The 19,291-nt window shown below is 37.0% G+C and carries 17 protein-coding genes; 7 read left to right on the forward strand and 10 right to left on the reverse strand.

The window, feature by feature from the left end; all coding sequences use genetic code 11:
• From VK541_RS04225 to VK541_RS04240, 4 genes are all read right to left on the reverse strand, one after another.
• The coding region (locus VK541_RS04225; protein ID WP_324367243.1) for a hypothetical protein at positions 1 to 2,116 on the reverse strand (2,116 nt) is incomplete at its 3' end.
• A gap of 325 nt (positions 2,117 to 2,441) precedes the next feature.
• The gene (locus VK541_RS04230) at positions 2,442 to 2,681 is read right to left on the reverse strand and encodes a hypothetical protein (RefSeq protein ID WP_324367245.1); all 240 of its coding nucleotides are present in this window, start codon (positions 2,679 to 2,681) and stop codon (positions 2,442 to 2,444) included.
• A gap of 345 nt (positions 2,682 to 3,026) precedes the next feature.
• Positions 3,027 to 3,827, reverse strand: coding sequence for a Fic family protein (locus VK541_RS04235; RefSeq protein ID WP_324367247.1), 801 nt, complete (start codon positions 3,825 to 3,827; stop codon positions 3,027 to 3,029).
• A 407-nt stretch (positions 3,828 to 4,234) separates the two neighbouring features.
• Positions 4,235 to 4,639: an HNH endonuclease domain-containing protein gene (locus tag VK541_RS04240; protein ID WP_324367249.1), complete on the reverse strand. Its 405-nt coding sequence runs from the start codon at positions 4,637 to 4,639 to the stop codon at positions 4,235 to 4,237.
• Positions 4,640 to 5,075: 436 nt separating this feature from the next.
• On the opposite strand from VK541_RS04240, the gene VK541_RS04245 reads away from it, so the two are divergent.
• From VK541_RS04245 to VK541_RS04265, 5 genes are all read left to right on the forward strand, one after another.
• Positions 5,076 to 5,546: a TonB family protein gene (locus VK541_RS04245; protein WP_324367252.1), complete on the forward strand. Its 471-nt coding sequence runs from the start codon at positions 5,076 to 5,078 to the stop codon at positions 5,544 to 5,546.
• Between the two features lie 186 nt (positions 5,547 to 5,732).
• The gene (locus VK541_RS04250; protein WP_324367253.1) at positions 5,733 to 6,194 is read left to right on the forward strand and encodes a hypothetical protein; all 462 of its coding nucleotides are present in this window, start codon (positions 5,733 to 5,735) and stop codon (positions 6,192 to 6,194) included.
• 284 nt (positions 6,195 to 6,478) lie between these two features.
• On the forward strand, positions 6,479 to 7,069 hold the full coding sequence (locus VK541_RS04255; protein WP_324367256.1) for a zeta toxin family protein: 591 nt from the start codon (positions 6,479 to 6,481) through the stop codon (positions 7,067 to 7,069).
• Positions 7,066 to 7,245 carry a hypothetical protein gene (locus VK541_RS04260; protein WP_324367258.1) on the forward strand — a complete coding sequence of 60 codons (180 nt, stop codon included), beginning with the start codon at positions 7,066 to 7,068 and terminating at the stop codon, positions 7,243 to 7,245. Before VK541_RS04255 ends, VK541_RS04260 begins: the two co-directional genes overlap by 4 nt.
• A 165-nt stretch (positions 7,246 to 7,410) precedes the next feature.
• Positions 7,411 to 8,115, forward strand: coding sequence for a phytanoyl-CoA dioxygenase family protein (locus VK541_RS04265; RefSeq protein ID WP_324367260.1), 705 nt, complete (start codon positions 7,411 to 7,413; stop codon positions 8,113 to 8,115).
• 290 nt (positions 8,116 to 8,405) lie between these two features.
• Here the strand turns inward: VK541_RS04265 and VK541_RS04270 are convergent, their stop codons facing one another.
• Positions 8,406 to 9,179 (reverse strand): hypothetical protein, encoded by a 774-nt coding sequence (locus VK541_RS04270; protein WP_324367262.1) that lies wholly within the window; start codon positions 9,177 to 9,179, stop codon positions 8,406 to 8,408.
• A 61-nt stretch (positions 9,180 to 9,240) separates the two neighbouring features.
• On the opposite strand from VK541_RS04270, the gene VK541_RS04275 reads away from it, so the two are divergent.
• Positions 9,241 to 10,443 carry a C1 family peptidase gene (locus VK541_RS04275; RefSeq protein WP_324367264.1) on the forward strand — a complete coding sequence of 401 codons (1,203 nt, stop codon included), beginning with the start codon at positions 9,241 to 9,243 and terminating at the stop codon, positions 10,441 to 10,443.
• A gap of 649 nt (positions 10,444 to 11,092) precedes the next feature.
• On the opposite strand, the gene VK541_RS04280 is transcribed toward VK541_RS04275, so the two are convergent.
• The 5 genes from VK541_RS04280 to VK541_RS04300 all read right to left on the reverse strand — a co-directional run bounded on the left by VK541_RS04280 (position 11,093) and on the right by VK541_RS04300 (position 15,464).
• Positions 11,093 to 11,668: an HNH endonuclease domain-containing protein gene (locus VK541_RS04280; RefSeq protein WP_324367266.1), complete on the reverse strand. Its 576-nt coding sequence runs from the start codon at positions 11,666 to 11,668 to the stop codon at positions 11,093 to 11,095.
• On the reverse strand, positions 11,665 to 12,531 hold the full coding sequence (locus VK541_RS04285) for an ORF6N domain-containing protein (RefSeq protein ID WP_324367268.1): 867 nt from the start codon (positions 12,529 to 12,531) through the stop codon (positions 11,665 to 11,667). The genes VK541_RS04280 and VK541_RS04285 overlap by 4 nt, the downstream gene beginning before the upstream one ends.
• Before the next feature lie 180 nt (positions 12,532 to 12,711).
• Complete coding sequence (locus VK541_RS04290; protein WP_324367270.1) at positions 12,712 to 12,906, reverse strand: hypothetical protein; 195 nt, start codon at positions 12,904 to 12,906, stop codon at positions 12,712 to 12,714.
• A gap of 140 nt (positions 12,907 to 13,046) precedes the next feature.
• A complete protein-coding gene (locus VK541_RS04295) occupies positions 13,047 to 14,255 on the reverse strand; it encodes a CfrBI family restriction endonuclease (protein WP_324367272.1) in 1,209 nt (402 codons plus the stop codon).
• A 12-nt stretch (positions 14,256 to 14,267) separates the two neighbouring features.
• Positions 14,268 to 15,464 carry a site-specific DNA-methyltransferase gene (locus VK541_RS04300; protein WP_324367274.1) on the reverse strand — a complete coding sequence of 399 codons (1,197 nt, stop codon included), beginning with the start codon at positions 15,462 to 15,464 and terminating at the stop codon, positions 14,268 to 14,270.
• A 677-nt stretch (positions 15,465 to 16,141) separates the two neighbouring features.
• Here VK541_RS04300 and VK541_RS04305 point away from each other — a divergent pair.
• Positions 16,142 to 19,291: a DUF3427 domain-containing protein gene (locus tag VK541_RS04305; RefSeq protein ID WP_324367276.1), complete on the forward strand. Its 3,150-nt coding sequence runs from the start codon at positions 16,142 to 16,144 to the stop codon at positions 19,289 to 19,291.

A 19,291-nucleotide genomic window follows, 5' to 3' on the forward strand; every position in this document is an offset into this window, starting at 1 on the left:
TTTCAGCGTCGGCTGTCATGTCGTTTTTGGTGTAAGCTTCGCCGATCGCCTGGGAAGGCAGAATGAGTTTGAAGCCCTTGGTGTTTGCATTGTCATCCAATATTTCCCATGAACCATTTTCCAGTGACAGCGGCGAACGCCTGGCAAGGATCCACGTGCCATCATCATAGCCTGGTTGCTGCAGAAAACGTGCATCCAGCAGTCCGGTAAACTGCGGATGAGTAGCGAGGATTACCGCTTTGATAGTGGAACTGTGATCCCGTTCTGCATCAGGACTAAATTCCTGAATTTTTGCATCAAGCCGGTAGTCCTGACCAAGATTGACACTTTCCGAAAATGTGAGGAAATAATTATCGAACTTATTTGTATTTGCAATCGGAATAATGAGCGCTGGTTCGTTTCTTTCTCCAGCACCTTCTACAATACTTCCGAGACTTGAAGCCGCCAGAGACCTTTCAGTATTCAGGAGGTCCTGTCCGGCGGCTTTCACAGATTTCACTGCCAGAGAAAAGTCTTCAATTGAATAATTGTAGGCAATATCTTCTGCCTTTAACCCAGCATGCCATTGCCAGATGAAGAAGGGTGTTTGGTTTTTTTTATTTTGCAGCGTAAAACGGATTTGCCCAAACTTCTTTTTTGTGAGGGAGGCCGGGTCAATTACATGACCAGCTTTTTTCCCCAGTGTGAATTCAAAGGGCCCATCTATGATGGTAAAGTCCTCTGGGAAATCGTAGTCATACAGGACACATCTTATGATCGTTCCATTATCGTTAATCTGCGAATGTTCAAGATAAGTTTGAATTCCCGCGTTATTAAGGCTGACCTGTTTGCCACTGGTGGTTTTAAGGAGAGGGAATTCAAGTTTGGATCTTATTGCGATTTTTGCGCCTCCGGTTTTGTCTCTATCGTCAATGAAATTACCCGTCGTATCGAAGGCAATGGTTTTTACCAAATCAACATTGTTGCCCAAGCTAGTGCAACTATTTGCCTGGTCTATCTTCCATTCTGCGACGTATGCTCTTGGCGTTTTTGTTGTCGTTAAACCAAGGCTGGAAGCTACGATGCCAATAGGATTAGCTGCCTGAGTCGATTCAATGCCAGATCGCACATCCTGAATGGTCTTTGTTCCCTTGGTTAAAAAAAGTAGTGGCTCCAAGAGTCTTGTATAGATTTGCGTATTTTTCTTTCTGTTTACCTGGATTACTTTTACGTTAACATCGTTGAAATAAAAAAAGGCCTTTACATATATGGTTGACAAACTCTTACCTTCTTTTATCATCCAGGGAAGGAGCTCATAGGAATTTATTGTATCTAAGTTGTTCGTTATTGCTAAAGACCTTATGTTGTAGTCGGCCCCATTTGTTCTCAAGCAGTTCAGTGTAAAATTCTCTGCTTCAAATGTCTGTGATAATTTATGAGACACATCATCCAGTCTCATTTCATTTTTCAGCCAGGTGACAGGGCAATCTTCACCATTATCTTCTGAGTTGGCAAGATCTATACTGATATAAGGGCCGACTCCTGAGTCTGTATTACGTACTCCGAAAGAAAGGTCCATTGCCGGATATCGGCCATCACGTTCAATGATCTTAGTATCTGGTAAATCAAATCGAATAATTTTGTCATTGAGTTCAAAAACATTAGTCGTGATCCAAACATTCCATGCTTCTTCACCACTATATTGTAATTTATGCCATAGCCCGAATGCAGAATTTAAATACGCAGTTGTGTTTGCATTTAACGCAATTTCCAGTCCTTCGGTGCCAGTAGCTTCTTCAAACCTATAGCCACTCCAATCCCCATTATTACTTTTTTCATTCCAAATCCTTATCGAAGACGCACTTAGTTTATCATAGTTGTCATTTGCGAATTTATTGAGGGGTACAACCCATAGGCTTTTTACAGGCTTCCACTTAAGTATCCCCGGAGCGGGGCTGTTTACCTGGCCGGTAAAATCCGGATCGCCGTTAACCGCTTTTTTTACACTGAAAAATATTCCCCAGTCCGGAGTCGAAATGTCCTCAGTATCCCGAATATGTAAAGTTGCCAATAGTTTCAGGTGATTGGCCTTGCTGAAATAAGCCTTTAAGTTTACTGGAATATCAAAGGTATTCATGGCAGTTATGGTTTTATGCTATAATAAGGGTTAATCCGATTGCAGGTAGGCCAGTTATAGGAATGATTAGATTGCAGGAAACATCTAGATTCATGGGAGCGTTAATCTATAGTAAATAAAATAATTCAATTTGTATTTGAAAGTTAAATAACTTATTTAAGAAAAACAAATAAATCTGTATTTATATATAAAAGTTTTAAAATGGATAAATATTTTTCAAAATATACCAGAAATTGCCCTGTAAAAAACGTTTATTTGCTATATCAGTGAAATAAATTTTACTATAATATGTTGTTTATGTGCGCAATAATAACTGTGGACATGCTTATTTCTTTGTAGTTGATTTCGATATGTTAAATAATCTTGTGAAATGTTTGTGTACTAACCTATCTGATTGGTAAAAAAGGAATGGGAAAATAGACACTATTAGAAAATCAACCAAATCCGGAATAAACGTCAGGTAATCCTGCAGCAGCTTCTCCGTATTCTTATTGAGCGCATTGCTGAGCACAGTCTTTAACCCCAGCACCTGCAAATCAAAATACGGATCGAAGTGCTGTGCCATAGAAGGGAGCTTATTATGACCCGCCATTGTGATGGATCACCAGGTCCCAGAAATCCTTGCGGTGCTTAGATAAACCATTTCGTTGTGGCGGCTTGATCAGCTTGTTTGGAATATCAGGGACATTAGGATTGTGCTTTTGAAGATATAGATTGATTTATGGTCACCTCATGCTCATTTACGGCATATAGCGAATCGTTTAGGAATGACCGGGATAAACTGTAAATCTGTATCTTGTCGCCCTTAGCAGCTGGGAACCATGGGCTCAGGAAGCGATAGGCACCTCTCCGTCAAAGTAGCGAAGCAAGCGATGTGTTGAAGTATTGTTGCTTGCTTTAAGGGTGTTTACTATTTTGATGCAATTAATTTCTGTTCAAGATATTCCGACATTCCATTTGCCAAGAATTCAGCGAAAGGACCATTTGAATTTGTCATTTCACAGGCTATTATGGTATTGATATATTGCTCCATATCCGTATTATCCAATATTCGAGCAAATACAGGCGGACAGTTATTTTTCATCATTACCGTTCCCATAATTATCCTGCAAACCCTGCCGTTACCATCAGCAAATGGATGGATGTCATTCAAAAATTTATTGTGAAAAAAGGCCAATGCCGTAATTAAGTGCGTTTTGTCACTTGAATTGTCAATATTCTCAAAAGCTCGTTGAAAGAATTCAACATGAGAAGCCATAATGATCTCCAAATTGTAATGAGGATCGTATTCTCTATTAGAATATAATGGTTCTCTATAACCGATTACTGGATAATTCCGATAGTTGCCCACCAAGTCAGGCCTAAAGTCACCATTCCAGGACAGCTCATTTCCCATCAAGTTTCTATGTATGGCTTTTATAGAATCCTCTGTAATTTCGAAGTTGTCGTAACGGTCGACAACCTCTTTCAACACTTCTTTATGATTATTGATTTGAAGTAGACTGGATAGATTTTCCTTTTTTACCCACTCATCATTCAAGAATTTCAATGTATCACCATATTCCAATTTAGAATCTTCGATTCGGGATGAAAAAAATGAAAAGTCATTGACCAAATTTGTCTTGAATTCTTCCGACCAAGTCTTTCTTGGAAATTCCTCTTGAAACTTTCGTAATGCTTCATTAAATCTTTGAAGATGTTGTGAAAGCATCGAACCAGAAATTATTTATAAGTCGAAAAAAGCACGCGAATCCATTTCTTAATATCAGCTGGATAAACGAATAAATGGTTTTTTTCATCCTTGACGAGGGTTTTGCCAAAGAAAAACTTATTGAAATCTGATTTGAAAGAGCTAGGAATTTTTTCAATAGGAACCAAGTCCTTCACTGTGGAAAGTTGTTCTAATACCGAGATGTCCGATCTATTGATTAACATTAATGATTTCAATTAATATACAAATATACAAATATAGATTAACTTGGAATAACAAATAGAATAGCAAATATAATACCTAACTATATAGGATAGGCATAAAGATAAAAAGAAGATGTAACTCTAGGGCGTAGACCAAGAGATCTCTCCTTCGTCGAGATGACGGAAAGGGTCGGAAAAAGGGTGTTATAGATACTCAAACCCATTATTACTGGCAATGGTAATCAATGGCTGGATATTATCTTTAAACTTAGCCTTTAACACATAAATATCCAAGTTACCAAAATCAGCCAAGTCCGGAATAAACGTCAGGTAATCCTGGAGCAGCTTTTCCGTATTCTTATTGTGCGCATTGCTGAGCACAGTCTGTAACCCAAGCAGCTGTAAATTAAAATACGGATCAAAATGATCTACCATAGAAGGAAGCTTGTCGCATTTGGAGCTGTTGAAACTTTGATCGGCAGGGATGAGGTTCCACAACAGATCGTGGGATACAAATGCGTAAGGTACAAAGTGCTCAACAGCATAGTCGCCAATGGTCAATTTCTTTTGTGTATAAATGCAATTGACCCCGCCATTGTGATGGATCACCAGGTCCCAGAAATCCTTGCGCTGCTTAGATAAACCATTTCTTTGTGGCGGTTTAATCAGCTTGTGTGGAATATCAGGGACATTAGGATTGTGCTTTTGAAGATATAGACTCAGGTGCCAATAGCAAAAGGACTTTAAGATGCCGCTGTTTTGAGAGAGGTAAGCAATCCATTTTGTCCGTTCAATTGGCAGTTTAGAAAACTAAGCCTCTAACTTTACCGATTTTCATTAATGTAAGTGTTACCGTAATATTCATTTGGTCGCATATACTTATATCTTTCGAAATCAATATAGGACGCATTACATTGTGGGCACCTCAAATATTATCTAAAAACAAGGAAGCAGGAGTGGCTTCCTCTAAAAGTAAATAAGTGAGATGGGATAGCAACAATTCCAATAGTTAATAAATTGTCACCAGCAATTATTAGATTTGATCATGATCAATCTCAGATACACAATTTCACTTTTCAATCTTTATATATGTCTATCAACTATAGCATTCTCTCAGAATATAGACACAGTTACGCGCAACGCCAAATCATCCCAGAAAAAACTTCAGCAATTTGAGGTTGTCGGTGGCAGTGACGGACCATATGACTATGTAAGCCTAGAAAAGTTCCCTAAATATAATGGCGGAACAGATGCAATGAATAAATTCTTTTCTAAAAATTTTCATTTCCCAGTGGGAGATGAAGCAACCTCAGGGAAGATCATTGTAGAGGCGCTGATAGATCAAAAAGGTAAAGTTGCTAGTGCAGTTATCCAAGAGGGTATAAGTGAGTCGCTAGATCGGGAGGCCTTGAGGGTAGTAAAGTCTATGCCTAAATGGGAGCCAGGTGTTCAAGCTGGAAAAAAAATCAGAGTTAAGGTAAGCATACCCATCAAACTACCATTGAATACAAATTGATTTAACCGGCTATTACAATCGATAATCAGTTAACTTAAGAAAATCTCTAAATTCACGTCAATGGAATATATAGTACCCGTTACTATTCTATTAGCTTTTATGATGATAATCAAACCGTTTTTGTAAACATTTGTGTAACCTAGCGAATACTATTTGAATTAATACTCACGGAGAATAAAGTAATAAATGCAACGAAAATCCAAATATAAAACTGGTGATTGTCTCTCACTTAAATGTTCAGACGGAGCATTTATAGCTGCCATAATTACTGGAACATTTAAGTCTTACTATGATATGACGTTAATTGAGTACAGAAGCGAAGGCACGCCGAAAGCGATAAATTTTCAGAAAGGTAAATTTTTCGGAACACGGGAAGGGTCGCTTGAAAACATCAATTACTTAGTAGACAAGTGCATGATTAAAATGACTTGGTTGGATATGTCTAAAAACGTTGGATACGTTTGTTCACTAAATCTTCCAGCGACTGTTGCTAAGGCTTCTTACTGTTACGTAAACAATATTGATGACCTTTTAAAATATTACACTGAAGAACTACCAATTAGAATTAAGAAATCTAAAAATGCTGAATTATTTGCAGAAACCGGTTTTATGAGTAAACATCTGATTGATCTTATACATTTGTCATAAACTCAAACCCATTATTACTTGCTATAGTAATCAAGGCCTCTATATTATCCTTAAACCTTGTCCTAAGCGTTTTTCTGCTGATGTTATTGAACTCCTTAAGCTCTGGTATAAAAGTAAGGTACTCTTGCAATAACTTACGGGTCGACTCATTAATGTGCGCTTTCAATATGATATTGAGCCCAGCATCTGCAAGTCAAAGTAAGCATCAAAATAACGGGCCATAGGAGGGAGCTTGTCGCAACAGATCGTGTGTAAGTTCTCTACATTCACTATATTCGCATGGAATGAAAACATTACCTCAGACGCCCAATTTGTATATTATTTCAGGATGTAACGGAGCCGGAAAAACTACTGCCAGTTATACTGTGCTGCCTGAAATGCTAAATTGCCAGGAATTTGTGAACGCAGATAACATAGCTGCTGGTATATCACCTTTTAATCCGGCAAGTGTCGCGCTTGGCGCTGGGAGGATCATGTTAAACCGCATTGACGAATTAATGCAGGAAGGTGCTGATTTTGCATTTGAAACTACGCTGTCCACTAAGAGCTATGTTTCTCTGATTAAAAAGGCCAGGGCTTTAGGTTATAAAATTACCCTGGTTTACTTTTGGTTAACCTCTCCAGAAGAAGCTATAGCACGGGTTGCTACCAGAGTCAGTAAAGGCGGACATGATATACCGCATGATGTGATTAGGAGGAGGTATTATGGCGGATTAACCAATTTGTTCAAACTATATAAACCGATATGCGATTATTGGTTGGTTGTAAATAATTCAGCTGGAAGATCAGAGATAATAGCCGATGGTGAAGCTGATCAATCAGAATTAATATATAATTACGATATTTGGAATATGATAAAGGCTCAGATAATATGAACTTGAAACCGGAGAACATCGAATTAAGAGGTAAAATCATGGCTGGTATACATAAAGCGGTTGATAAACTCATTATAAGTAGTGCCGCCAATGACGAAAAATTAGTTCTTGCTGATAAAGACGGGAATATCAAACACGTTCCAGCCAAGGACTTATTGGCCACACCATCAAAATAAGTCCTTAATCTTTTATACTTTAGTAAAAGCTTTGCTTGATAGTCAATCAATTAGATTTTACTTGAGTGCTTTCTGTTTCATATTGAACTTTTCGGAAACTCAAACCCAATATTACTGATAATGGGGATTAATGGCATTTGAAATAAATCGCCATCTTTGTTGTGAATGAACATCTATCAAAATCAGATCGCCAAAAACGGATTTACCGTTATTGACGATGTATTTTCTGAGGAACAGATTTTGCAGTTTTGCGAAAAGATAGAAAATGCTAATAGTTCCAGCGATACCTTTAGAAGATCCACCGACCTATTTGCGATCAGACAGTTTTTAAAAGAAGTGCCAGATATTTATCCGCTGATTTTTAACGACACCTTTAAGAACCTGCTGGCCGGATTGTTCACAGAAGACCATTTTGTCGTCAAATCGATTTATTTTGATAAGCCAGAGCAATCCAACTGGTTTGTTTCCTACCATCAGGACCTGACGATCTCTGTTAACAAGAAAATGGAACTGGATGGGTTTACCAAATGGACAGTAAAACAAGGTCAGTTTGCCGTGCAGCCTCCGTTACACATTCTGGAAAAGAGTTTTACCGTCAGAATCCATCTTGATGATACCGATGCGAATAATGGAGCGTTGAAAGTTGTACCAGGTTCACACCTTAAGCAGATTTACCGTCCTGAAGCAATTGACTGGGATAAGGAAACTGAATTTACCTGTGCTGTACCAAGAGGAGGGGTTATGATTATGAAACCCTTATTGCTGCATAGTTCGAACAGAACAACAAATAACAACAAAAGAAGAGTAATACACATAGAATTTTGTTGTCATGAACTGCCAGGTGGGCTACAGTGGTCCGAAAGAATCTAGACTTATGGAAATCAAAATCCAATGTATTGCCTTCGCCACCAACAGGCTTTTATCACTGGCAATGGTAATTAATGATTATTTGTTTTAAGCTTGTTTACTAGTGATCCTATAGGGGAATAAACAAGGTGGTTGAAATTTTATTTTATTTGGAATATTTTCATATCTATATCTGAGGCTTTGCTAAAAATGCCCATTCGGGGGAATGGGCATTTTTAGATCGAAATAATATCATTTTAAAAGGAAAATCTAATAAATACGATACTTATTGATTAGATATTTTAATAATTCACCTATTTGAAGACACTATAATCTAATGCTAATCTGAATTGGTCCTTGTCAAGGGTTGGGATATTTGTGGTACCAACAGCTTTATAATAAGAGAGTTTGATATTTACTCGGTTTTTGACAAGAATTCCTAATTCGATTTTAGGGCCATGAGGAACCGATGCTGTATTTCCAAAATAAGAGGTTAAATCAGATTTTGACATTCCAATAATACCATAACGAGCTTGTAGCCAAAATACTCCACCATCCTGATAACCGGCATCTTCTTCCCATGCTCCTGTTTGAAAATAAAGTCCTGCATCAACGAATCCAGCTGGCTTTAATAAGGCGCTTGCATTAGTAACGTCCCTGCCAGAAACCAGTTTGCCACCAAAGAGTGTTGTAAATTTTAAAGAAGTAATATCGCTTTTTGAAGACAAAATCTTTAAGTATAAATTACTTGAAAGATTTAGAACTCCACCGGTAGGATTGATCAAACTTAATACAGTGTTTTTGTTTAATTCATTGGTGCCAAAATCCCCGCTAGTTGCACCAACTAATAAATACAAAGGTAGATAAAAAGCATCTGGCTCTCCGATATTTACTTTGACAGCTTGAGCTGTAGTTTGAAGTTGACCTTGGAAGCCATAATCGATAAGACCTTTTCCAAATAACTCTATTGACTTAGTTTTTTGGGAAGTACTGTCTGATTTTTCTAAGTACCCAGTGAAAACCTCGACAACTTGAGCGTTTGCGTTTAAACAAATAATTAGCAAAATAAAAGTAAAATTTTTTTTCATGATTACGTTTTTTTGATTTTAAAATATTTAATTTAGATATAGCGAATTTAAATCTAAAATAATGTTTAAATATTTAATTGCTCTTATCTTTTTTTCTTTTCTCTTTTCTTCTTTAAAAGCTCAAAATAATTCATACAATACCGGTGAATTAGAGTTTACTGATTCACTTGAAAAATCAGTTATTTCTACAAAATTTAAGAAGAAGGACTTTAAAATTGATACTTTGGTCGATTTAAGTAATAAAATGCCACCTGCTAGTGATCAGGGTAAGCAAGGTTCTTGCTGGGCATGGGCAGCAGCTTATGCAATGAGAAGTTGGATGGATTTTGAAAAAAATAAGGGTTACTATAAGGCTGACGGTTCTTTGGATAGCTCAACGCTTTATAGCCCTGCATTTATTTATGAAAAATACCGTAACAGACGCGACGAACCTTGCAACTCAGGTGCGCTTGCGAAGCTCACTCTTAATAAGATCCTTCAGGAAGGAGCAGTTACATTTGATAGATTTTCGTACAGGAGCACCGATTGTAACCGAAGCAATGATATGAATTCTTCAGTTTTACAAAGTGCTAAGAAGAATGCCTTGCCTGGTTATGATGTTTTTGTAGTGACGGATCTTTTCTCTGCCCAAAAGAAGTTAACTGATGGTCAGCCTTTGATTATCAGTATAAGACTTGATGATCAAGTAGGTGATTTAGGTCGTAGTCCCCGCACAGGGAAACCTAAAATTTGGAAGAACTACGGCGATAAAGATCAAACCCATGCTATGGTGTGTGTAGGATACTCGGATAAGCTCAATGCTATTAAAGTTTTAAATTCTTGGGGAAAAGATTGGGGTGATGATGGGTATATATGGATAGATTATGAAATTGCAAAGCAATCGATAAATTATTACTGCTATCCGCAAAAGACTCAAAAAAATATCAAAGTTACTACAGACTCAAAAGCAATTTTTGAATTAGCCTCCGATTCAAAATATTTGACACAACCGTCTGATGATTTTTGGTTCAAAGTGGGTTATTACGTGAAATTTGAAAATTATAAAATAGTGCTTGCAGATTTAAATAAGAGAGAGAAAACAGCAGTTGTTGAGGTTCGCGAGGCTTCTGATTATAAATTAATAAAGAGCTTATTCGTTAACGTAAATACAAGTAACGAGTTTTACATACGTGATAAGAAATATGAATTCCAATTTAAGGAAATTGGATATCGTGGATATAACATCTTTAAAAAGGCGGTAATTTTCGATATCTCCGAAATTTAGACAACTTTGTCGACAGCATAAATGACATAAAACAATAATGCGGAGAAGACATCTTATTGCATGGCTCTCTCAATTGCCCATCAATATTACTGACAATAGTGATCAAGGGATGCCCTTAGCAGCAGGGAACCATGGGCTCAGGAAGCGATAGGGCACCTCTCCGTCAAAGTAGCGAAGCAAGCGATGTGTTGCAGTATTGTTGCTTACTCTAAGTGTGTTACTAATGATCTCATAGAAAATAAAAAAGGTGAGCGAAGTTTTATTTTATTTTGAATATTCTTACATTTGTATCGGAGGCTTTGCTAGCGATAGCATTGCCTTTTCTCTTTTTATACTATAACAACACTCCATATAGTATGATTTTGGACATTGCCTATTTCCCTTGAGGTGATGTACCTCATAGGCTTTAACAATTCCAGGTAAGCATTTAATTCTTCTCTACACTTCTTGTCAAGCTTTCCCGCTCTAAAATTCCAGGATAATATATGAAAGCACTCTAAGTGACAAAACCGTCAAACAATTCTGGGGTGCACCTGGATGACGATTTTAAAAAACTGAGATCTCTCCCACAGCCTGTGCTGAACTTGTTTTGCTTCGCAGCTACTTCGTGGTCAGTATCGAGATGACGGCAAAAGCCGTACGGAGGTGGCTAAAGATACTCAAACCCGTTATTACTGGCAATAGTAATCAATGGCTGGATGTTGTCTTTAAACTTAGCCTTTAGCACTGAAATATCTAAACTACCAAAATCAACCAAATCCGGAATAAACGTCAAATAATCCTGCAGCAGCTTTTCTGTGTTCTTATTGTGCGCATTGCCGAGAACTGTCTTTAACCCCAGCATCTGCAGATCAAAATACGGATCGAAGTGCTGTGCCATAGAAGGGAGCTTGTCGCATTTGGAGCTGTTGAAACTTTGATCGGCAGGGATGAGGTTCCACAACAGATCGTGTGATACAAATGCGTAAGGTACAAAGTGCTCAACAGCATAGTCGCCAATGGTCAATTTCTTTTGTGTATAAATGCAATTGACCGGGCCATTGTGATGGATCACCAGGTCCCAGAAATCCTTGCGCTGCTTAGATAAACCATTTCTTTGTGGCGGTTTGATCAGCTTGTTTGGAATATCAGGGACATTAGGATGCGCTTTTGAAGATATAGACTCAGGTGCCAATAGCAAAAGGACTTTAAGATGCCACTGTTTTGAGAGAGGTAAGGTCTTCAAAGTTTGTTTAATATATCTAAAGCTCCTATCTCCATTTTTGAAAAGGCAAACCATTTTTTCCCAAGATCTTTTAAGGAAGCACCAATATGATACACCGTAGTACTATCCAAAATCAGAAACCGATCATGTGCATGCTTGAACTCTTTAACTGTTATAACACCATATTGCGTCTGATATTTAGCCAAATCTAAGCTCAGTATGCAGTCTTTTTTTGTATAAATCGACAGAGCTACATTTTTATTGCGTTTGGCAAACATCTTTAGTACAGTATCATCGACATAATTATCAATCAATACAATGGAATGCTTAGCCTCGCGGATTAGATCAGCTACGAAAGTATAAGCATCAAATACCTGCCCGTCATAAAATATCCCTTGTTTAGGCTTTAGATCGTTGCTTTGCAAAGCATCAAAGATCTTATCAAACTTTTCGTCCGCCCTGAGTTGCTTTCGCTCCACGTTTTCTAGTCTTATAAATACTTCAGCATTATCCTTTAAGAATTTCCGCATCTCTACAAAAGCATCCATGATCTGAATACTTATTTTAACAGCAATCTCGCTTCTTAAAACTGAACTAAGCATGGCAATACCCTGTTCCGAAAATGCATTGATCTGGTAGCTAGAATGTTTTAATGTCTTAAACCGGTCACAGTTTGTTACCAGTCCATTTTTTTCAACTTCATCTAGCTGGAAACAGAATTTCTCTGGAAATCTGCTCACATTACGTTTAACAGCTTGGTTAAGCGCTTTGGTTGTAGTTGTATACAGCTTCGCTAAGTCTCGATCAACCATTACCTGCTTGCCCCGTATTGTAAAAATTTGACTCTGTATAGTTTCGTTAGTAATAGGTAATAAATCAGACATAGCTTGCATTTTCAAATTATGCTGCAAGTATAAACAACAAGTATTCAATTAGTCGGTGATTATCCGGTTAAGTTAGCGCTTGATATGAAAATTGAGTTTTGGACCAATAACAAGAGATCTCTCCTTCGTCGAGATGACGGCAAAGGTCCAGAAGGACTGCAAGGGTCGGACAGAGGCGTGTTATAGAAACTCAAACCCATTATTACTTGCTATCGTAATCAAAGGCTGTATATTATCTTTGAACTTAGCCTTTAGCACAGAAACATCCAAATTACCAAAATCCCCCAAATCAGGAATAAACGTCAGGTAATCCTGCAGCAGCTTTTCTGTGTTCTTGTTGTGCGCATTGCTGAGCACAGTCTTTAAGCCCAGCACCTGCAAATCAAAATGCGGATCAAAATGATGTGCTATAGAAGGGAGCTTGTCGCATTTGGAGCTGTTAATAAGATTAGAAATATGCTTTTATAGGGCAATTTATTTGATAGACATTTCTTCCCGTCTTTAATTGATTCCAATCAACCTTTATCTTCTATATTTAATTGATCATTGAGAGTTAATTGATTTTCTTCTATTACTCCAATTTCTTCTAAAGAGATATCAGATAAAAATTCTTGAATTTTTATCTGATTTAAACTTTTTTCTAGAAATTCATTGAGTTCATTATCTTTCATAGATTGAATGGAATGCTTGAAACCAAATCTTTCTCTTAATTTTATCCCTAATTCACGAGGCCAATATTGCATACTCATTTGAATAATCTCTGCACCTATTTTTTCAGCTGCAGCTTTTGTCTTTCCTGTGTTTGGTAATCTATCGATGATTATAAAAGTGACAGAAGATCCTTTCCCAGCACTTGTTTCTATTTCCTTATCAAATCTTGAAAGTTTATCTTTTGAAATTTCAGAATTACCGGGACCTATAAAACCAATATCAAATCTCGCTACTTTACCAGCAGAAATTAACAATGTTGCATCGCTCTCCCTATTTGCACTACTATCAGAAAGCCAAAATACTCCTTCGGTCTCAGTGTTTATTTTAGGGTCCACTCTTTTAAAACCAAGTATTGTTAAGATTGATCCTAATACAAGTTTTTCAAATAACTTTCCGTACATTGATTTATCTGATCCTCTTATAGTGAGCGTTTGGGCACCGATCATTGTTGTCAATCTGATCATCCCTTCCCAGTCAAGTCTTATTTCTTCTCTTTTATCTGTATCATTGTAACCTAAAGTAATGGAATAATCACCAATTTGTTTAGCACAATGATCCGCAGATTCTCTAATTGCCAATTCAAAGTCTTTAACATAATCTTGTAATGCGGCGCTATCACTCCTCAAAACATTTTGCACAGATTTACCTGTTAATCCAATTATCCATTGTGCAAGCCAAACAGCAGAATTATCATTTTTTCTAGATATTTTGAGGAAATCAACCGCTGACTGAGAAAGCTGCGATTGTAAATTGTCAATTTTTAAATAACCTTTAGTAACCATTGCGATTAATGCTCCACTAACTTGTGATATTCTACGTCGAGAAAGAGGTTCCGTTTGTGATCTTAGGTTTTCACCTATCATTACGCTATATACGGCATTCCTCACCGAATCAACTCCGATTCGTTCAATAAATTCCTTACCACCACCCGTTAATAAAACTTTTCCCTCTTCAGGGAAAAATGAAAATACATTTGTACTTGTTTCAGAAGTTGATTTAAGAGCTTTTGTCATGTTATTTATGTTTTACAACTTTTTTTTCTTTGTGGGTACCGGTGCATGAGTATTAACCCAAAGAATTTCCTCAGCAATTGAACTATTTGCCTTTGTAATTTCATCCTGAATTATCTGCAAGTAATTCGGGTTAATTTCAAATAACACGAACCTTCTATCTAATTTGCTACATGCTACTGCAACAGTTCCTGACCCAGCAAATGGATCCATAACAACATCTCCTTTAAATGAATAATATTTTATGACCTTTTCTGCTAGTTCTACAGGGAAGGGGGCAGGATGTTTAGAATGAGTATTTGGATTTATTTTCCAAATATTTGTCTTTTCATAATCGTCTCCAATTCTCGAGTCCTGAACTATATTTTTATCAGGGTGATTTTTTATGAACCAATCAATTAATAAATCTGATTTCTTTCTAAACACCAAAACATATTCGGTAACCGGAACTGCTTTATATTGCATCGCATTTCTATCTTTTGCAAACCTTCTTCCCCTTCCAGTTGCCCATCCTGCTCCTTCAGGTTTTACCCAAATAATATCGTCAATAAATTCAAAGCCTTCTTCAATAAAAATTCTATGTAGATCAAAGGGAACAGCAATTCTACGAGACGATTCGTTACGGTTAGCTCTTCTAATTAGGACATGTGAGCAATTCATCACAAAAAACTTTCCATCGTTCAAAACTCTATGAGACTTACGAATTATTTTACGCATCTCTTTTAAATAATCTTCATAGACTTCATAATCGCTATATTCTGGTCTAGCATTAAAATAAGGTGGTGAAGTGAAAATTAAATCGACGCTTTCAGTCGGCATCTCATCTATTAAATTAGAGCTATCTCCTAAACCAATTGTGTTGCGAACTTTCGATAAGATATATTGTTTTTTCTTTTCTTTCCCTTTTCGAGTATTAATTTCCTTCTTACCTAATAATCTAGCTTCAAGCATTGAAGGTTTGGTAGTTTTGTCAGATAAAATTTCGGTTGTAAAGGCATCGATAACAACTTCACCTATTTTTTCTTTCGATAATCCACTTATAAGTGGCACTCTCCATATATTATATCGATCATCAATTTCAGGCAGCCCCAGATTTATAGCTTGAACTAGATCTATTTCTTTTAACCATATATTTGTTATGTCCTTACATTGTAAAACATTGGATACAAGGTAATTTCTTTTATTTGAGACACTTTTTTTTTCCTTTATCACTCCTAATTTCCTATTTATTTATTCGACAACTAAATTACATCAAGAATACTCAATAATGGCGTCAAGTTTCAAAAAAATCATTAACAATACAATTTTTTACACAATACTAAATCTTAGAATAAAATAATTCACTATTAAATAAGGTATTATTTATCGGGTTTTTTAAGGCAGATCTTGGCTATTAGCTTATATGAATTCAAACTAATTGTGCTAGAAATCGTAATTCATGATTACGTATCTTTGAATGAGCATTATGGGTCTGTAGATCTCAGCTGTAGAATTTGGTCAAATCCGAGATGAGATAATCTTGTGTGAAGTGAAAATAACAAAAAGTAACCTTACCGTTTTTTACCTCAATACAAAAGTATATATTTTAGCAATATTCATAAATGCTGATACATGTCAAACTGGTACTATAATATCGTAGAGTTTATCGCTGAAACTATCAAATTAATTGAACTTCAGGCGTTGTTTTTAAAATTGGCTAAACACCAGACGGAAACTTGGCACGCGCAGTGCCCGGCATTTATTGCTGAACCTGTTAACTATTTCTTTGATACGACTGGTATTTATTTGAGGGGGAACAATGGCATTCTGAAGAGGAAATATTAGAGCTATTGCTAGAACGAAAAAAAACTCAAAGTAATTGTTAGATTTGAAACACTTAACCTCTATAAATGTCATTTGAACAGGGAATATACGAGCAGCTGATTACCAAGATTATTGCCAATAAGCTAGATGCTCTAGATAACGATGCTTTCTATATAAAAACAGTGGCGTTAGATAAAGCAGAAGCTTCTCGTTATTTAAGCCAGTATTTATCAGAGACAATAAAATACGCTCTGAAGTTTGTTAAGGACGAAGAAAACAGCATTCAAAATAAGGTTGAACTATCAAACAAGCTAATTCAATTACTAATTGCCGAACTTCCTGATCTCAACTTAACAGAGAATTTAATTCATAACGAAGGGAAAATACTTGAGGCTGTAATTACAAAATTAGATTCCCCATATCCGGATCTTGGAAAGCGGATACAAGAGATTATGCCGTATACCAGGCTGAGCCAGAGTGAATTGTTTACGGGGAGTAACGTAGGGATATCTTTAGAAAGTGAGATAAAAAAAGAGATTCTTTCTTCCGATGAAATTTGTTGGTTGGTGTCTTTCATTAAATATTCCGGTATCAGAATATTCAAGTCTGAATTAGAGGAATTTACCAATAGCGGTCGGAAATTGAAGATTATCACGACGACCTATATGGGCGCTACTGATCCGAAAGCTATTGAATTTCTAGCTGGTCTGAAAAATACCGAAATCAAGGTTTCTTATAACACTGATCATGAACGGTTGCACGCAAAGGCATATTTGTTTTTAAGAAAAACGAAGTTTGATACCGGATACATTGGTTCTTCAAACATATCCAGATCGGCACTTACCAATGGCTTAGAGTGGAATTTAAAGGTTACTTCCAAAGAAATCGGGCACATTATAGAGAAATTCAAAAAGACGTTTGAAACTTACTGGGAAGATAAAGAGTTCGAATATTACAACCTTGGCACTGATAAAGAGAAACTGACCAAAGCCATTAAGCAGCAAAGTTCTTCAGATAGAAGTAACATCACTACTTTCTTTGATTTAAAGCCGTTCCCATATCAAGAGGAGATCTTACAGAAGTTGGATTCAGAACGACAGATTCATCTGAGAGCTAGAAACCTTGTCGTCGCAGCAACGGGAACGGGAAAGACAGTGATATCTGCGTTTGACTACAAGCGGTTTAAAGATGGAAATCCTCGGGCACGACTCCTTTTTGTTGCTCATAAAAAGGAGATACTTACACAGGCCCAAGAGACATTCCGACACGTTCTTAAAGACGCTAACTTCGGGGATTTGTGGGTTGATGGCCTTGAATCCGTAGAGTATGAATACTTGTTTGCTTCTGTGCAGACTCTAAACAGTAGAATGCACCTCTTAAATTTATCTGCAGATTTTTATGACTACATCATTATTGACGAGGTACATCATATTGCTGCCAGTAGTTACCGGCCTGTACTGAATAAATTTAATCCAAGTTTACTTCTAGGACTTACTGCTACGCCAGAGCGCTTAGATGGTGAGGATATATTGAAAGATTTTTGTGGTGTTATTGCTGCGGAGATTAGGTTACCAGAAGCGTTGAATCGGAAATTATTAACCCCGTTCCAGTATTTTGCCGTTTCGGATTCCATCGATTTGAAAGATGTTAGCTGGAAAAACGGTAGATATGAAAGTAAGGAGCTGACACGCGTCTACACAAAGGATGATCGAAGGGTTGCAGAAATATTGAGCAATTGTGAAAAGTATCTGACCGATGTACATGAGGTTCGGGCAATCGGCTTTTGCGTCAGTACTGAGCATGCGCAATACATGGCAGAAAAATTCATCTTTGCCGGCCTGCAAGCAGATTATCTGACAAGTGACAATGCTAAACAGAATAGAGATGGCGCTAGAAGTCGTTTACGGAGTAAAGAAATTAACTATCTTTTTGTTGTAGATATTTTTAATGAAGGTATTGATGTGCCGGAGATTGACACTGTACTGTTTTTAAGGCCTACGGAGAGTTTAACTATTTTCTTACAGCAATTGGGTAGGGGATTGCGGTTAGCCAGTGGAAAGGACTGTTTGACAGTGTTGGATTTTGTTGGTAATGCAAGACCTGAGTATGATTTTGAACATAAGTTTAGAGCACTTGTAGGAAAGACGCATACCTCAATGATTAAAGAAATTGAAGATGACTTTCCTCATTTGCCACTGGGCTGTTCAATTGTATTGGAGAAAAAAGCAAAAGATGTCATCTTAAAGAACATTCAAGAGGCCACTCGCTTCAATAGAAATCAACTGCTTACTAAGATTAGGAATTTTACACATAATAGTACTTCGGAATTGACCCTAGAAAACTTTATGGCGTTCTATCATATTGAAATCCAGTTGGTTTATAAAAAAGGAAGTTGGAAAAGGCTGTGTGCAGATGCCGGTGTAGTTCCGCAGTTTAATGAACCACAGGAAAAGGAATTGACACGGGGAATAAAGAAAATAATGCAAGGCAATTCTATTAGTTATTTTAAGTTCCTGTTGAATTTAATTGAGCAAGGCTTCCGGTTAAATAAGCCATCTGAGGTTGAACAGCAGATGTTATTGATGTTTCATTATGATGTTTGGCAAGCTGCTGGACCAACTCTTGGATTTAATAGCCTGGAGGGTAGTATAAATGCATTGGCTGGGAATCCCAATATGATTGCTGAGCTGTCTGAAGTATTGGGATTTTTAATTAACAAGGTAAGTTTTGTTGAAAAGGATGTTGATTTGAGTTTTGCTTTTCCTTTGAATGTACATGGTCGCTATAACAGGGATCAAATACTTGTGGCTATGCAACTGCATAAATTTGAAAAGGCATCGTCGAATAGGGAAGGAGTGGCTTTAAATAAGGAGCTAAATTCAGAGGCGTTATTTGTGACACTAAAGAAATCTCAGAAGGAATATTCCCCAACTACATTGTATGATGATTATGCAATTAGTGAGTCTCTATTTCACTGGCAATCACAAAATAGAGCATCCCCTGAGAATACCTCTGGTATATCTTACATTCAGCAAGCAGATACTGGTAAAAATGTATTTTTGTTTGTGCGTGAGCAGAATGATGACGAATATGGTAATACCATAGCTTACGTGTTCTTAGGCTTGGCAGATTTTGTGAAAACAAAAGGAGCGAAGCCCATGAATATAGAATGGAAGTTACAGGAGCCTATGCCAGCTTATATTTGGAAAGAGAGTGGGAAGCTGGCGGTGGGTTGA

Source organism: Pedobacter sp., from assembly GCF_035317785.1.
Taxonomy (GTDB): Bacteria; Bacteroidota; Bacteroidia; order Sphingobacteriales; family Sphingobacteriaceae; genus Pedobacter.

Coding starts and splice junctions, on each gene's coding strand:
- VK541_RS04235 (WP_324367247.1), bottom strand. CDS start 3,827: ATGCTTTCACAACATCTTCAAAGATTTAATGAAGCATTACGAAAGTTT.
- VK541_RS04245 (WP_324367252.1), top strand. CDS start 5,076: ATGATCAATCTCAGATACACAATTTCACTTTTCAATCTTTATATATGT.
- VK541_RS04305 (WP_324367276.1), top strand. CDS start 16,142: ATGTCATTTGAACAGGGAATATACGAGCAGCTGATTACCAAGATTATT.
- VK541_RS04265 (WP_324367260.1), top strand. CDS start 7,411: ATGAACATCTATCAAAATCAGATCGCCAAAAACGGATTTACCGTTATT.
- VK541_RS04295 (WP_324367272.1), bottom strand. CDS start 14,255: ATGACAAAAGCTCTTAAATCAACTTCTGAAACAAGTACAAATGTATTT.
- VK541_RS04285 (WP_324367268.1), bottom strand. CDS start 12,531: ATGTCTGATTTATTACCTATTACTAACGAAACTATACAGAGTCAAATT.
- VK541_RS04250 (WP_324367253.1), top strand. CDS start 5,733: ATGCAACGAAAATCCAAATATAAAACTGGTGATTGTCTCTCACTTAAA.
- VK541_RS04270 (WP_324367262.1), bottom strand. CDS start 9,179: ATGAAAAAAAATTTTACTTTTATTTTGCTAATTATTTGTTTAAACGCA.
- VK541_RS04255 (WP_324367256.1), top strand. CDS start 6,479: ATGAAAACATTACCTCAGACGCCCAATTTGTATATTATTTCAGGATGT.
- VK541_RS04260 (WP_324367258.1), top strand. CDS start 7,066: ATGAACTTGAAACCGGAGAACATCGAATTAAGAGGTAAAATCATGGCT.
- VK541_RS04275 (WP_324367264.1), top strand. CDS start 9,241: ATGTTTAAATATTTAATTGCTCTTATCTTTTTTTCTTTTCTCTTTTCT.
- VK541_RS04230 (WP_324367245.1), bottom strand. CDS start 2,681: ATGGCACAGCACTTCGATCCGTATTTTGATTTGCAGGTGCTGGGGTTA.